The organism is Hydrotalea sp. AMD, assembly GCF_004100315.1.
GTDB classification, from domain to species: Bacteria; Bacteroidota; Bacteroidia; order Chitinophagales; family Chitinophagaceae; genus Hydrotalea; species Hydrotalea flava.
Map to the genome: position 1 here is coordinate 37,853 of NZ_SCKY01000013.1, position 14,114 is coordinate 51,966.

Sequence of the window (14,114 nt, forward strand, 5' to 3'; positions counted from 1 at the left end):
ATTTTCCCGGTTGCATTATTTTGTAATAATTGTATTTTGTTTTTCTAAAAAAGTTTTCCAGGCAATGGCCATTCTAATATCGGCATAACTAATGTCAGCAACAACATTCTGCTTTATGAATGTTATGCCTTTTGCTATAGTATCATTTGTTAACAGAGGCAATATGGAATTGAGTTTTTTTTCGGGAAGAAAATCTGTAACCTTTAATTTTCCTTCTGCAACATAGTGCGATAAATGATTTTGGATGGTTTGTACCGTTAATTGCCGCTCTTCAGCAATGACGGCTATACTTTTGCCGGATTGGTATAGTTGGAAACTGATGAGTTTTGTGTCAGGCTTTACTACTTTGTCTGATTTTTCTTTTCTTTCTTTTTTCACTTTTATTTGATCCATCAACGAAGGCAAATCATGTTCATTGCAATAGCGTTGAATAATATCTAAAAAAATCATGCCATACTGAGCGGTTTTAACGGTACCAAAACCGCTTATTTTTTTTAAATCGTTCAATGTTTGTGGAAGGTATTGCGCCATTTCATACAAACTATTGCTGCCTGCAACCATATAAATGGGCAGATTTTTGCTTTCGCAAAGGCTATCGCGTTGTGCTTTTAATAATTTAAACAATGCTGCATTCGGAACCGGTTTATTGGTGGTTTGTATTGCGGTTGCATATGCATTTACGGAAAAGAAGGGCATTGTATACGCTTTTTTCTTCTGCAAAAAAACATCCACATAAAAACCATTGTTGCATAATTGCAATTGGTATTGTTGTTTTGCTAATTGTGTATACAATTCCTTGATTAAATCATTGTAATGTAAAGCCTGCAATTTACTGTCTGTACTTACTGGTGAGATTTTTAAAAATTCTAACAGGGTTTGTATTTCTTTATCAAAATAAAGAGCGGCCTGCTGTATTCTTAGTTGTAAGGCTGGTATTGCCTCCGGCAGTTCATCTTCCTGAAACAATTGAATTAATTGCGGATGAAATTTTTTTCCTACTTCAATTAGTGCATCAATTTTTTCTGAAATTTTTTGTACAAAGTCTATTGCAGTATCATTAAAGGCAGTTTGTTGTTCTGTAATAAGTGTTTTTAAAGCAGCACACAGGTTAGTAACAGTTTCAAAATTAAATAATGCAATAATTGTTTTTTGTTGAAATAACTTTTTTGATTGCTGTAAAGTGTAAGGCAAAGCTTCTGTTTTGCAACCTGCTGCAAAATTTACAATGCGTTGATCGGTATGTAAACTCTGTGCTGAAATCTTGCTATGAAGTACTACTCCCTGCAAACTGGTACATCGGCTTAGTGCTACATATACCTGTCCGGGCGCGAAAGCAGCGCCGGCATCAATAATGGCTTTTTCAAAAGTAAGGCCCTGACTTTTATGAATAGTGATGGCCCAGGCCAAACGCAGCGGATACTGTGTAAATGCGCCCACTACCTCTTCTTCAATTTGTTGTTTTTGTGCATTGTGTGCATATCGAACATGTTCCCAACGGTATTTTTTCACTTCAATTAAATCGGGTTCGTTGGCACAACGAACAAATATTTTATCTTCTTCCATTTTATCAATTATCCCAATTTTACCGTTGAAATAACGTTTGGCTTTATCCGCATCGTTTTTAATAAACATTACCTGTGCCCCTACCTTTAATTGCAATGCAACATCGGCAGGATAATTTTTTTCCGGAAAATCCTGTTCAATGCTGGCATGAAAGGTATGTAAGGGTTTGGTTAGCTTTTTTAATTGTTGCGCATTAATATGGTCTGCTTTTTCGTTGTGGGTGGTTAACATGATGTACCCGTCTGCATCTGCACTCTGAAAATCGGGCCGATAATGTTGGTGCAACAAGGTATAACCGTTATCGCTTAAGCAATTGTTGCGAATTTGATTCAATATTTCAATAAAATCAGCATCTTTTTGCCGGTATATTTTATCTAATTCAATATAAGCTGGTGGTGCTGCCTGTATAACCCGGCTGCTGAAAAAATAAGGGCTATCATAGTATTCCGATAAAATTTGCCACTCTTCCTGTTTGGCAACAGGCGGCAGTTGATACATATCACCAATCAACAAAACCTGAACACCGCCAAAAGGCTCGAAATGACGTTTTCTAAAATGGCGCAACACAGTATCTATAGCATCCAGCACATCAGCCCGAACCATACTAATTTCATCAATAATCAGTAGTTCCAGCTCATTAAAAATTCTTCTTCTTTCTGTATTTATTTTTATTCGGCCCAATAAATAATGCCGGTCCATCAATTCGGGCGATGCGTTTTTGACATTTGATTGAAAATAATTTTTTGTATTGGTTTCCGGGATAAATGGACTGAATGGCAATTGAAAAAAAGAATGGATAGTAACGCCGCCGGCATTGATTGCAGCAACACCCGTGGGTGCAACAATGGCTAATTGTTTAAGCGATTGTTCTTTTATATATTTTAAAAATGTGGTTTTACCAGTACCTGCTTTTCCGGTTAAAAAAACAGAACGTTGGGTATATTGAATAAAATCACTTGCTAATTGAAAGGCTTTGTTGGAAGTATCTGTTACCATGAGGGATTAAAGATAATTGGATACAATTTGTTTTCAAAAACAGATGGTTGCAAAACCTTTTCCGGCATTTTTATAAATGAGCGGATAAAGGGATGGATTATTTTTCTTTTCGTTTCAAATGAATGATTGTTTCAAGTGTATTTACAGAAAATTTGTAATTTTTAAAAAACCTACCCGGCACTATTGCAGCAAGCCTTTATTCGGGTAACATTTTTTAAAAAAAACTGCAATTTAATGTACAGTTAAACAAGGGTTAACGTTTAAAATTACAAACAAATTAGCAGTTGCTTTTCTCTTACATCATTCCATTTATTGGTAACCAATTTTTGGCAACCAAATATCTGCTGTAATCATACAATTGCTGAATTCTGTTATTTTTCCAGCTCAAGCTTTATAAAAAATAATACCACATAATACTACAGCGTAACAATCAATCTCAATTATCCTCCTTTGCAATCCGCTTTAGTTTAATTGCATAAAAATCTGAATTATGTTATACTAACCATGGCAAACCATTAGCATAAAGTAAACAAAACAATAGTTGTAAGGATTTGCTGAACATATACTCTGTTGTTTAACCGGGTAAGTACAGGGAAGGTATATTCTATCGCCCTTCCCTGCTTGTATTGCATACCCGATGTTTGCATTAAGCCTTAACCCCCTGCTTTTCCCCTAACATTAATATTTCGTTTACCTGCACTTCGGTAATGTATTTTTTATTACCCGCTTTGTCGTTATAAGAACGGGAAACCAATTTGCCTTCCAATGCCACCTCACTCCCTTTTTGTAAATATTTCTCGGCAATTTCGGCCACCTTACCCCAGGCAACAATATTGTGCCATTGCGTTTCAGCAATTTTTTCGCCTTTTGCATTGCGATAGGTTTCGCTGGTGGCTACACTAAAACGAGCCATTTTTTTGCCCCCATCTAAATTTTTAATTTCTGGAGCATTACCTAAGTTTCCGATTAACTGAACTTTGTTTTTTAAAGCGTACATAGTTTTACAATTTGTGCTGTATTGGTTTGAACAGCGATGATGAATTTTGTTTATTTCAATTAAAGCCGGCGACGTCATTCCCGCTTCAACAACACAAAATTGCAACGGTTCAAAAACAGGAGTCGGTTTTTAATTATTTCTAATCGTATATAAATGTGTTTAAACGTTTGCACACAGATAAATATTTACTATATTGTAGTTTAAAACCCTTTGCTGATGTCGTTATCCACTCCCATAAAAACCTGTTTGTGTTGTGGTAAGCCTGTGAAAGGCCGGGCCGACAAAAAATTTTGCGATGATGCCTGTCGTAATACTTACAACAACGAACTCAAAGCCAAAAGCCATTACAGCAGTTATGTGCGCAGCATTAATAACAGCCTGATTAAAAACAGGAAAATATTGGAAGAATTACTACCCCAAGCATTGGGTATGATAAAACTGCCGCAGGAAAAATTGGTACAAAAAGGATTTTCTTTCACATACCACACCCATACCTATACCAACAAAAAGGGCGATACCTATTTTTTCTGTTATGATTATGGCTATCTGCCATTAGAAAACAATTGGTATTTATTGGTAAAAAGAAAAGAGGCATAGTGGGGGCTACTCCTTTAATGGAGGTGGGTGGTTGTTGCCTCGATATAATAAAGAAAAGTGGACGCTACCTCTTTTTATACAATACACATTTGATCCGGTGTGCGGTTGGGCTAATTCCGAAGCATTGTTGGGTAAAGATACACTAAGCATACTTGTGTTCAGAAAAGGCTATGTAAATGAAAAGGGGCTTTTTGTAATTGTACAAGGAGCAGGAAGCCTCTGGTAGTAGGCGCTTATAAAACTATGCTATGCTATTGTTAACCAAGCAAAATAGCATTAGTTATTTTTTATAGAACTATCTAATACAATTGGGGTGTGATTCAAAAAAATAATTTTTGGAATAAGCTACTATAATTTATATGTAGTAAAAATTAATTTGCGATTTTTTAATCTGCAGTTTAAAATTTTAATTCTTTTTTATTGTTAGAATACACTACTTTTGAAATGCTTTAGGGGTGCCGAAATACGGCTGAGATGATACCCTTTACCTGATCAGGATAATGCCTGCGTAGGGAAAAGTAAATACTTCTTTTTTTGCTGCTTTTTTGTATTTCCTAAAGTTTATTGGTTCTTTTTTATTTCACCATTATTAATGGTATATGACTATTCATTTAAATGAGGCTCAGATAGAATTATCTGAAGGCCAAACTATTACAGCGCTACTAGATAAACTTGCAATTACTTCATACAATGGAATTGCAGTGGCAGTTAACAATACTGTTATTCAAAAAAAAGACTGGGACGAGTATCAATTACAACCAAATGATAAGCTTGTTTTGATTCGGGCTTCGCAGGGAGGATAATTTAATTATTTAATACTTTTATTCAACACAATTATAAATATGAATAAGGATAAAGAAACGAAAGCTGAAAGCGATCTGATTATAACAACTCCAATAAGTGGTTCAAAAAAAATTTATGTACCGGGTAAGTTGTTTAATATTCAAGTAGCTATGCGGGAAATTCAATTGGGCGATACAATTCATTCCTCATTGGGAAAGGAAGAAGTATTGTCTAATGCACCTGTAACAGTTTATGATACCAGCGGCCCTTATACCGATTCTGCAATAGAAATTGATATAAGAAAGGGATTACCCCGTATAAGAGAATCATGGATCACTGAACGCGGTGATGTAGAGTTATTAAACGATTTCTCATCGGAATATAGTAGACAGCGATTAAATAATCCGGATCTGAAAAGTCTGCAATTTCAACATATTCGAAAACCATATAAAGCAAAGGCATGCAGGAATGTAACCCAATTACATTATGCACGAAAAGGTATTATTACTCCAGAAATGGAATACATAGCAATTCGTGAAAACCAGCAAATAGAGGAAAGGCAAAATAATCCATTGCTTGATCAACAACATGCAGGTAATAGTTTTGGTGCAGGAATGCCAATAAAAAAAATAACGCCTGAATTTGTTAGAGATGAGGTGGCAGCTGGCAGAGCTATTATACCTGCCAATATTAACCATCCTGAAAGTGAACCGATGATAATAGGCCGTAATTTTTTAGTTAAAATAAATACCAATATTGGTAATTCTGCTGTTACTTCTTCTATTGAAGAGGAGGTAGATAAAGCAGTATGGAGTTGCCGCTGGGGAGGCGATACTTTAATGGATTTATCAACCGGAAAGAATATTCATGAAACCAGAGAATGGATCATAAGAAACAGTCCGGTACCTGTAGGAACAGTACCAATTTATCAGGCATTAGAGAAAGTAAATGGTAAAGCAGAAGATTTAACCTGGGAAATTTTTAAAGATACATTGATTGAACAGGCAGAACAAGGGGTAGATTATTTTACAATTCATGCCGGGGTATTACTGCGTTATATTCCACTCACATCCAAAAGGTTAACCGGAATTGTTTCAAGAGGTGGTAGTATTATGGCAAAATGGTGTTTAGCACACCATAAAGAAAGTTTTCTTTACACACATTTTGAAGAAATCTGTGCTATTATGAAAGCTTATGATGTAAGTTTTTCATTAGGAGATGGTTTGCGCCCCGGTTCTATTGCCGATGCAAATGATGCTGCACAATTTGCAGAATTAGAAACACTTGGCGAATTAACAAAAATTGCATGGAAACATGATGTACAAGTGATGATTGAAGGCCCCGGCCATGTACCAATGCACCTGATTAAAGAAAACATGGAAAAACAACTTAAAGAATGTAATGAAGCACCATTTTATACATTGGGCCCTTTAACAACTGATATTGCGCCGGGATATGATCATATTACTTCTGCAATTGGTGCTGCAATGATTGGATGGTATGGAACGGCCATGCTTTGCTATGTAACTCCAAAAGAACACCTTGGTTTACCAAACAAAAAAGATGTAAAAGATGGTGTAATTACATACAAAATTGCTGCACATGCGGCAGACCTGGCAAAGGGGCACCCCGGTGCACAATATCGTGACAATGCGTTAAGTAAAGCCAGATTTGAGTTTCGCTGGGAAGACCAATTTAATTTATCATTAGATCCCGATACTGCCCGTTCCTTTCATGATGAAACGCTGCCTGCTGATGGAGCTAAGATTGCACATTTCTGTTCTATGTGCGGTCCTCATTTCTGTTCCATGAAAATTACACAGGATATTAGAAATTTTAGCGAAGAACAGGAAAAGTTACAAATAAAAGGTATGGAAGAAAAATCAAAAGAATTTAAAGCAACAGGAGCAGAAATTTATAGATAAGCATGACAGCTACAAGACCTTATATACTAACAATTGCAGGATTTGATCCGAGTGGCGGAGCCGGCATTCTCTCTGATATAAAAACCATTGAAGCAAATGGTGGTTATGGATTGGGCGTTCTTTCTGCCAATACCTGGCAAAATGATATTGCTTTTGAAAAAGTTGAATGGGTTTCTTTAAAAGACATGCAAGCACAAATAAATATTTTAACAAGTAGGTTTAATTTTAAATATATTAAAATTGGCATAGTTCAAAATCTGGCTGCATTGTATGAGCTTCTGCTGTTTTTAAGAAAAAAAATTCCAGATGCTATTATTGTTTGGGACCCTATCATGAAAGCAAGTGCAGGATTTTTATTTCATAACTGTATTGAAAAAAAATTATTAGAAAACATTTTAAATTCAGTAAATGTTATAACGCCTAATCTTCCTGAAGCAGAAATTTTATTTGGCGCTCAATATCTCCAATTGTTTAATGAAATCAGTAAATCTTGTGCAGTTTATTTAAAGGGCGGTCATACAACCAATCAAGAAGCAGTTATAGATATGCTTTACTACAATAAAAACAGCTATCATTATAAACACGAACGATTACCTAAGGGAAGTAAACACGGCAGCGGTTGTGTTCTATCATCAGCACTCATAACTGCATTGGCAAATGGTTTGAAAATAGAACAAGCTGCCGAAACAGCTGCAAAATATACACATCATTTCCTTTCCAGTAGCAATTCACTTATCGGATATCACTATTTAAGCAAAATCAATATATGATTCAGCCCGTACAATTTATTGCCACTTCTGCCGAACAGGCTGCTGCTGCATGCAGTGGTGGTGTAAAATGGATACAACTTCGTTTAAAGCAGGTAGATTATGCTCATTACAAAACAATTGCCTTAGCTGTTCAAAAGGTATGTAAACAATATGAGGCTGTATTTATTATAGATGATAATGTGGAGCTGGCATTTGATATTAAAGCCGACGGTGTTCATATAGGCAAAGAAGATATGCCAATAACAGATGCTCGAAAATTATTAGGAAATGATTACATTATTGGTTGTACAGCAAACACACTGGGCGATATCATTAATTTAGCTGATAGTACTGCTAATTATATTGGATTAGGCCCTTTTCGATTTACCACTACAAAACAAAAACTCAGCCCAATACTTGGTATAGAAGGCTATAGAACTATTTTCAAAGAATTAAAAGCAAAGGGCATTAATGCGCCACCAGTAATTGGTATAGGAGGTATACAGGTTGAGGATATAGTTCCACTATTACAAACCGGATTGTATGGTATTGCGGTTGCAGGCGCTATTGCTAAAGAAAAGAATATGTTAAATGCAGCGCAAAGAATCATGCAGGAATGTCAGAAAATAATATCTGTAAATACATTTTGAACTATTAATATATAATTAAAATGAATGATTCATTAATAATAGCAGGAATGCCTTTTAATAGCAGGCTTTTAACGGGTACCGGAAAATTTGGAAATCATTTGCTCATGCAGGAGGCTTTATTGGCCTCGGGCTCCGAATTGGTAACGGTAGCGCTGAAAAGAATTGAAATTTTATCTGCCGACGAAGCAATTATACCCTATTTACAAAACAATCAGTTTCATTTAATTCCCAACACATCCGGTGTTCGAAATGCAAAAGAGGCTGTATTTGCTGCTCAGTTGGCACGTGAAGCGCTGGGAACAAACTGGCTTAAATTAGAAATTCATCCTGATCCAAAATATTTATTACCCGATCCCATAGAAACATTATTAGCAGCAGAAGAACTGGTGAAGTTGGGATTTATTGTTTTGCCTTATATACATGCCGATCCGGTATTGTGTAAGCGATTGGAAGACGTGGGCGTTGCTGCGGTAATGCCATTAGGTGCACCTATTGGCAGTAATAAAGGACTTTTAACCAAAGATTTTTTATCAATTATCATTGAACAAAGCAAAGTGCCTGTTATTGTTGATGCCGGAATTGGTTCGCCCAGTCATGCTGCAGCAGCCATGGAAATGGGGGCCGCAGCTGTACTAGTGAACACTGCAATTGCAGTAGCAGAAAATCCGGTAGCAATGGGCGCTGCATTTAAAAAAGCTGTAGAGGCTGGCAGAATGGCTTATTTGGCCGGACTGGCAGCAGAAAGCAGTATAGCAGAAGCAAGTAGTCCGTTTACACAATTTTTAGCTGCTTTATAAAAAATAAAATCATGTTTCAGGAACAATATAATTTACTAAACTGGGATGCATTAAAAGAAAGCATTTATAGTAAAACAGCTGTTGATGTTGAAGTTGCTTTACATAAATCTAAACGCAATTTAGAAGATTTTAAAGCATTGATTTCTCCCGCGGCACTCCCATATCTTCAACAGATGGCAGTACTAAGCCACAAATTAACGCAAAAACGTTTTGGTAAAACACTACAGTTATATATACCATTGTATTTATCAAATGAATGCCAAAATATTTGCACCTATTGTGGGTTTAGTTATAATAATAAGCTGGCAAGAAAAACGTTAACCCCAAATGAGTTGATGCAGGAAGCAATGTATTTAAAAGAACAGGGTTTTGAGCATATCTTGTTGGTTACCGGCGAAGCCAATAAAACAGTGGGAGTTCCTTATATTCAACAAGCAATTACTTTACTAAAACCGCATTTTGCCAATATTTCTATTGAAGTGCAACCTATGGATGAAAATGACTATGCCACTTTAATTGCAGCAGGCCTTCATACAGTACTTGTTTATCAGGAAACCTATCATAAAGCAGATTATCACCTACATCATACAAAAGGGAAAAAGTCAAATTTCGATTACAGGCTGGGAACACCCGATAGACTGGGTAAGGCCGGTATTCATAAAATTGGTTTAGGCGTATTAATTGGATTGGAAGACTGGCGAACAGATAATTTGTTTACTGCTATACATTTAAGCTATCTCGAAAAAACTTACTGGAAAACGAAATATAGTATTTCTTTTCCCCGATTAAGGCCAGCAGAAGGTTTAATAGAACCGAAAGTTGTAATGAGTGATAAAGAATTGGTACAGCTAATTTGTGCCTGGCGTATTTTTAATGAAGAGGTAGAGTTGTCTATATCAACCCGTGAAAATGAATATTTTAGAGATAATATCATTCAGCTTGGTATTACCAGTATTAGTGCAGGTTCTAAAACAAATCCAGGTGGGTATGTTACTTCAATAGAATCTTTAGAGCAATTTGAAATAGATGACAGCCGCACACCGGCAGAAATTGTAGCAATGATAAAAAGAAAAGGGTATCAACCGGTATGGAAAGACTGGGAGTCCTTTGTGTAGAAAATAATTTGTATGCTAACTACGCAAGAGCAAATACGTTATCAACGTCAATTAATTTTACCCGAAATTGGTGTGGATGGGCAATTAAAACTGAAGGCAGCTAAAGTGCTGATTATTGGTGCCGGAGGATTGGGGTGCCCCTTGGTTCAATATCTTGCTGCTGCAGGTATTGGATACATTACAATAATGGATGGCGATAAAGTAGAAGAAAGTAATTTGCAAAGGCAAATTTTATACACATCATCAGATGTTGGATTATTTAAAGCAACAGTTGCATCTCAAAAAGTAAAAGCAATTAACCCATTTGTGAATGTAACTCCCATCAATGAATTTATTACCCCAGAGAATGCGCTTTCTATTATTGAAGAATATGATATTGTGGTGGATGGTTCAGATAATTTTACTACCCGATATTTAGTGAATGATGCTTGTGTCATAAAAAATAAACCACTTGTTTTTGGTTCTATTTATAAATTTGAAGGCCAGGTATCGGTATTTAATTTTCACGATGGTCCTACCTACCGATGTATATTTCCGGAACCCCTGGAGGAGGATGATATGCCAAACTGTGCAGAAATTGGCGTGGTTGCAACCTTGCCTGGAATTATCGGAACTATCCAGGCAAATGAAGTAATAAAAATGATCACTGGGCAAAAAGAAATACTTTCCGGTAAGTTACTGGTAATAGATATAACTTCCATGCAATTTCAACTATATCACTTTAAAGCTAATCCCCTTAATAAAACCATTACTGCATTGCATTCTGAACTGAAGCACTGTATTAAAAAGAATTATTTTATTGATTTAAATACATTGCTGGAATTATTAGGGCATAAAGAATTGCAACTGATCGATGTTCGTGATACCGATGAACACAATAAAGAAAACTTAGGAGGATTAAATATTCCTATAAAAAAATTAAAAGATCATTATAGAGAATTAAACCCGGAAGTAATAACAGTACTGTATTGTGCAGTAGGCAACAGAAGTAAAATAGCAATGGAATTCTTGCTGGAAAAGGGTTTTAAAGAGGTATACAGCTTAGAAAAAGGTATTAGAGGATATAAAAAATAAAACATATATCTATCCTTTACAAAAAATTATAAAGCAACGGAAATAATCTTTTTTTTATCAAATATTTTTGCTAATCCTATCAACTGTTAATTAAAAAAATGAAAAAGCTATTGTTGTTATTTTCTTTTGTTAATTTTTTCTCTATAGGCTATTCACAAAGCAATGCTAGTGATAGCAGCGGCAGTAAGTGGCATCCTTCGGTAGGAATTAATTTAGAGCCAGTACCTGTTTATGATATATCAGGAGCAGACACAAGTTTTGTAAATAGCTTTTCTATAGCTCCTTATTTTTCTTATAGAAATGATAATGGTATTGGTATTATGTATTCGCCAAAATTTGTAATGGGAGGGGCAACTCCAGGCATTTATGTGCATGTAATAACTGCAGGAATTGAACAATATGGTAAAAAAGTATGGGATTATGTTTTAGATTATAGCCACTATTTTTTTACTGGCAATACAAGTATTCCTTATACGCCATTAAATAATGAGATATATTCCTCATTAACTTATAAGAAAAGCTGGATCCGTCCATTCATTCAGGCTGGTGTAGGATTTGGAAAAGATACAGAGAATGTATCGTCAACCTCAGCTTATGATGTTGGCGCCACAATTGGTATAAGTCATGCATTCAGTTGGGATAAAAATAATGCCAGCTATTTAATTAGCCCTTCAGTTACTTTAAATGCCGGTACTAATCAGTATTTTTCACTATTAAATATTACAAAATACATAGGTAGAAGTACAAAGTTTACGCAAATAGTAAAAAACAGTGTAGCAGCCGCAGCAGCCACACGCTCTGCCACTGCTAACAGAAGGGGTAGAAATACCGGCGGAAGTTCTCCCACTGGCGGTGGAACCACTACCACCACAACAACATCCTCTTTTATACCTGCTGAATCTTTTAACCTTAATAATATTGGCCTAGGTATTGAATCTGAAATTGATCTTGGCTCATTTGGTATTCGTCCTACTGCTAATGTTTATCTTCCGGTTAGTTCTTTTGTCGGTATTGGCGCAATTAGCTATTGGCAGTTGTCATTTGAGTATAATTTTTAATGAATATATTTTATGGTTTCTTTTCTTTTAATATTGATAAACAATTTTTTAATAAAATAAATTGTTTTACGGGGTTTGGCATAAGCCAAATACTTCCTATTGCAGCAACACCATCAAAACCGGCATTGAATAACAAATGAAGATTCGTTTCTGAAATTCCTCCCAAACCAATAATTTTTGGACAAACCTTTTTTTGCGTAGTTATTTTTAAACGGGTAGCCTGTATGTCCGAAATATTAATATTTCCTGTATATCCAGATTTAGAAATACTGTTAAAAACGGGGCTGATAAAAATATATTCAAATGGATGATTGTTGTTTTCTAATTCCTTCCATGAATGAAATGAAGCTGAGATTATTCTTGGGGCATTTGAAAAAACAGAAGCCATTTTTGCAGGGTTTTGCAATGTGGTTCCTGTGCAATGATATCCGATTGATGTAAAACTTTTTATTAGCTCCGGATGTGCATGAATAGAAATGCGGGGGTAAAAAGAGGGGTCTATCTTTTCAATAAATTTATGGTAATCTTCTATACTTGCATTCGGTTTTCTAATATGAAGCCTCTGTAAGTCTAATTGAAACATCTGATGAATCATTTCTGTTTCATTGGATGTATTTTCAGGAGGAGTAATAACAATTAAGTCCATTTTATTCGATTCATCTATTTAAAGGATAAATGTACAATGATCAAACAGAATGACTAAATTTGAATATGTATAAACCTGTTATTGGTAACATTAAAAAAATACAACTCAACTCCGGCTTATACCAACTACATAAGAACGGAACAGGAAAAAATGCCTTCGGAATGGACAATTCTTCCGAATTACTTAATGGCGGCTTCGGCCTTTATTCAACAATAAATTTAAAGAAAAATATCGGACCCATTAAGACAGATTATTTCAGAATTGGATTAGTCAGGAAAGGTAATGCCACTTTTGAAATTGGATTTGAAAAATATTTGGCTAACAGGAATTGTATAGTGTTTGGTATTCCTGAACAAATTTTTTCACTTAACAATATTAGTAAGGACTTTTTTGCCTACTATTTGCTTTTTAGTGAACTATTTATTGCCGATGCACTTTTTAAATTAAATAAGAATCAGCACTTCCCTTTTCTCACGTATTCAGGTTTTCAATGTTTTAAAGTAAGTAATGATTCGGCTAACGAAATTGAGGCCCTTATTTTCAAGATGAACGATGAAATTAAAAGAAATAAAACGGAATGCATTGAGGTTATTTGCTTATACATTCAACTCATTCTTATTCATGCAAACAGAAATTATAGAGCATTGTTGCTCACTCAACTCAATACATCTAATACCCTGCAAAACTTGTTCTACTCTTATTCAAAATTAGTAAGTCAGCACTTTCTTACAGTTAGGAAAGTAGCGGATTATGCCAAGAAGCTTCATGTTTCGCCCGATCACCTGAACAGGGCAGTAAAATGCAGTTCCAACAAAACAGCACATGAACTTATTGATGAAATGATTTTGATGGAAGCAAAATCGTATCTCCTTTATTCTAACATGACAGTTTCTGAAATTGCTTATAAACTTGAGTTTGCCGACCCTTCTCACTTCATTAGGTTCATTAAAAAAAATTGCAACATAACACCAGTTGAATTTCGTAAGAAGTCGTAACTGTACTATTCAAAGTCGGGTTTATACTAAGTCATTATCAACACTATTAGCAATTTTATACTGTTAATTCAATAGCCATCTGAGTTACTATTGTGTAACGGTAAGATAATTTTTTTGTATATTATTATTAAAAGCAGTTTCAATAGTATAATTATAATACTCTTGTATT

13 protein-coding genes and 1 riboswitch are annotated in these 14,114 nt (G+C 35.2%); of the genes, 10 read left to right on the forward strand and 3 right to left on the reverse strand.

Annotation, left to right across the window (positions count from 1 at the left end; genetic code table 11):
• Nucleotides 1-15 precede the first annotated feature (15 nt).
• Together EO766_RS10730 and EO766_RS10735 are read right to left on the reverse strand one after the other, a co-directional pair.
• Nucleotides 16-2,559 (reverse strand): helix-turn-helix domain-containing protein, encoded by a 2,544-nt coding sequence (locus tag EO766_RS10730; RefSeq protein ID WP_074419448.1) that lies wholly within the window; start codon nucleotides 2,557-2,559, stop codon nucleotides 16-18.
• Nucleotides 2,560-3,205: 646 nt separating this feature from the next.
• Nucleotides 3,206-3,556, reverse strand: coding sequence for a single-stranded DNA-binding protein (locus EO766_RS10735; RefSeq protein WP_074418216.1), 351 nt, complete (start codon nucleotides 3,554-3,556; stop codon nucleotides 3,206-3,208).
• 216 nt (nucleotides 3,557-3,772) lie between these two features.
• Between EO766_RS10735 and EO766_RS10740 the strand changes: the two genes are divergently transcribed.
• The 9 genes from EO766_RS10740 (at nucleotide 3,773) to EO766_RS10780 (ending at nucleotide 12,304) form a co-directional block, all read left to right on the forward strand.
• On the forward strand, nucleotides 3,773-4,153 hold the full coding sequence (locus EO766_RS10740) for a hypothetical protein (RefSeq protein ID WP_074418207.1): 381 nt from the start codon (nucleotides 3,773-3,775) through the stop codon (nucleotides 4,151-4,153).
• Nucleotides 4,154-4,594: 441 nt separating this feature from the next.
• A riboswitch (TPP riboswitch) is annotated at nucleotides 4,595-4,685 on the forward strand.
• A 67-nt stretch (nucleotides 4,686-4,752) separates the two neighbouring features.
• Entirely contained in the window at nucleotides 4,753-4,956 is a 204-nt protein-coding gene (gene thiS, locus EO766_RS10745) for a sulfur carrier protein ThiS (protein ID WP_068243955.1), read from the forward strand.
• 39 nt (nucleotides 4,957-4,995) lie between these two features.
• A complete protein-coding gene (thiC, locus tag EO766_RS10750) occupies nucleotides 4,996-6,861 on the forward strand; it encodes a phosphomethylpyrimidine synthase ThiC (RefSeq protein ID WP_074419447.1) in 1,866 nt (621 codons plus the stop codon).
• 2 nt (nucleotides 6,862-6,863) lie between these two features.
• Nucleotides 6,864-7,631, forward strand: a complete 768-nt coding sequence (locus EO766_RS10755) for a hydroxymethylpyrimidine/phosphomethylpyrimidine kinase (protein ID WP_074418215.1) — start codon at nucleotides 6,864-6,866, stop codon at nucleotides 7,629-7,631.
• Entirely contained in the window at nucleotides 7,628-8,260 is a 633-nt protein-coding gene (locus EO766_RS10760) for a thiamine phosphate synthase (protein WP_143439140.1), read from the forward strand. The genes EO766_RS10755 and EO766_RS10760 overlap by 4 nt, the downstream gene beginning before the upstream one ends.
• 20 nt (nucleotides 8,261-8,280) lie before the next feature.
• A complete protein-coding gene (locus tag EO766_RS10765; RefSeq protein ID WP_068243963.1) occupies nucleotides 8,281-9,057 on the forward strand; it encodes a thiazole synthase in 777 nt (258 codons plus the stop codon).
• An 11-nt stretch (nucleotides 9,058-9,068) separates the two neighbouring features.
• Nucleotides 9,069-10,172, forward strand: coding sequence for a 2-iminoacetate synthase ThiH (gene thiH / locus EO766_RS10770; RefSeq protein WP_074418214.1), 1,104 nt, complete (start codon nucleotides 9,069-9,071; stop codon nucleotides 10,170-10,172).
• Between the two features lie 12 nt (nucleotides 10,173-10,184).
• The gene (gene moeB / locus EO766_RS10775; protein ID WP_074421120.1) at nucleotides 10,185-11,246 is read left to right on the forward strand and encodes a HesA/MoeB/ThiF family protein; all 1,062 of its coding nucleotides are present in this window, start codon (nucleotides 10,185-10,187) and stop codon (nucleotides 11,244-11,246) included.
• Nucleotides 11,247-11,344: 98 nt separating this feature from the next.
• The gene (locus EO766_RS10780; RefSeq protein WP_074418212.1) at nucleotides 11,345-12,304 is read left to right on the forward strand and encodes a hypothetical protein; all 960 of its coding nucleotides are present in this window, start codon (nucleotides 11,345-11,347) and stop codon (nucleotides 12,302-12,304) included.
• Nucleotides 12,305-12,314: 10 nt separating this feature from the next.
• Here the strand turns inward: EO766_RS10780 and EO766_RS10785 are convergent, their stop codons facing one another.
• Nucleotides 12,315-12,950, reverse strand: a complete 636-nt coding sequence (locus EO766_RS10785; RefSeq protein ID WP_074419628.1) for a thiamine phosphate synthase — start codon at nucleotides 12,948-12,950, stop codon at nucleotides 12,315-12,317.
• A 65-nt stretch (nucleotides 12,951-13,015) separates the two neighbouring features.
• Here EO766_RS10785 and EO766_RS10790 point away from each other — a divergent pair, with 65 nt between their 5' ends.
• Nucleotides 13,016-13,945: a helix-turn-helix domain-containing protein gene (locus EO766_RS10790; RefSeq protein ID WP_074419629.1), complete on the forward strand. Its 930-nt coding sequence runs from the start codon at nucleotides 13,016-13,018 to the stop codon at nucleotides 13,943-13,945.
• The last annotated feature ends 169 nt before the right edge of the window (nucleotides 13,946-14,114 follow it).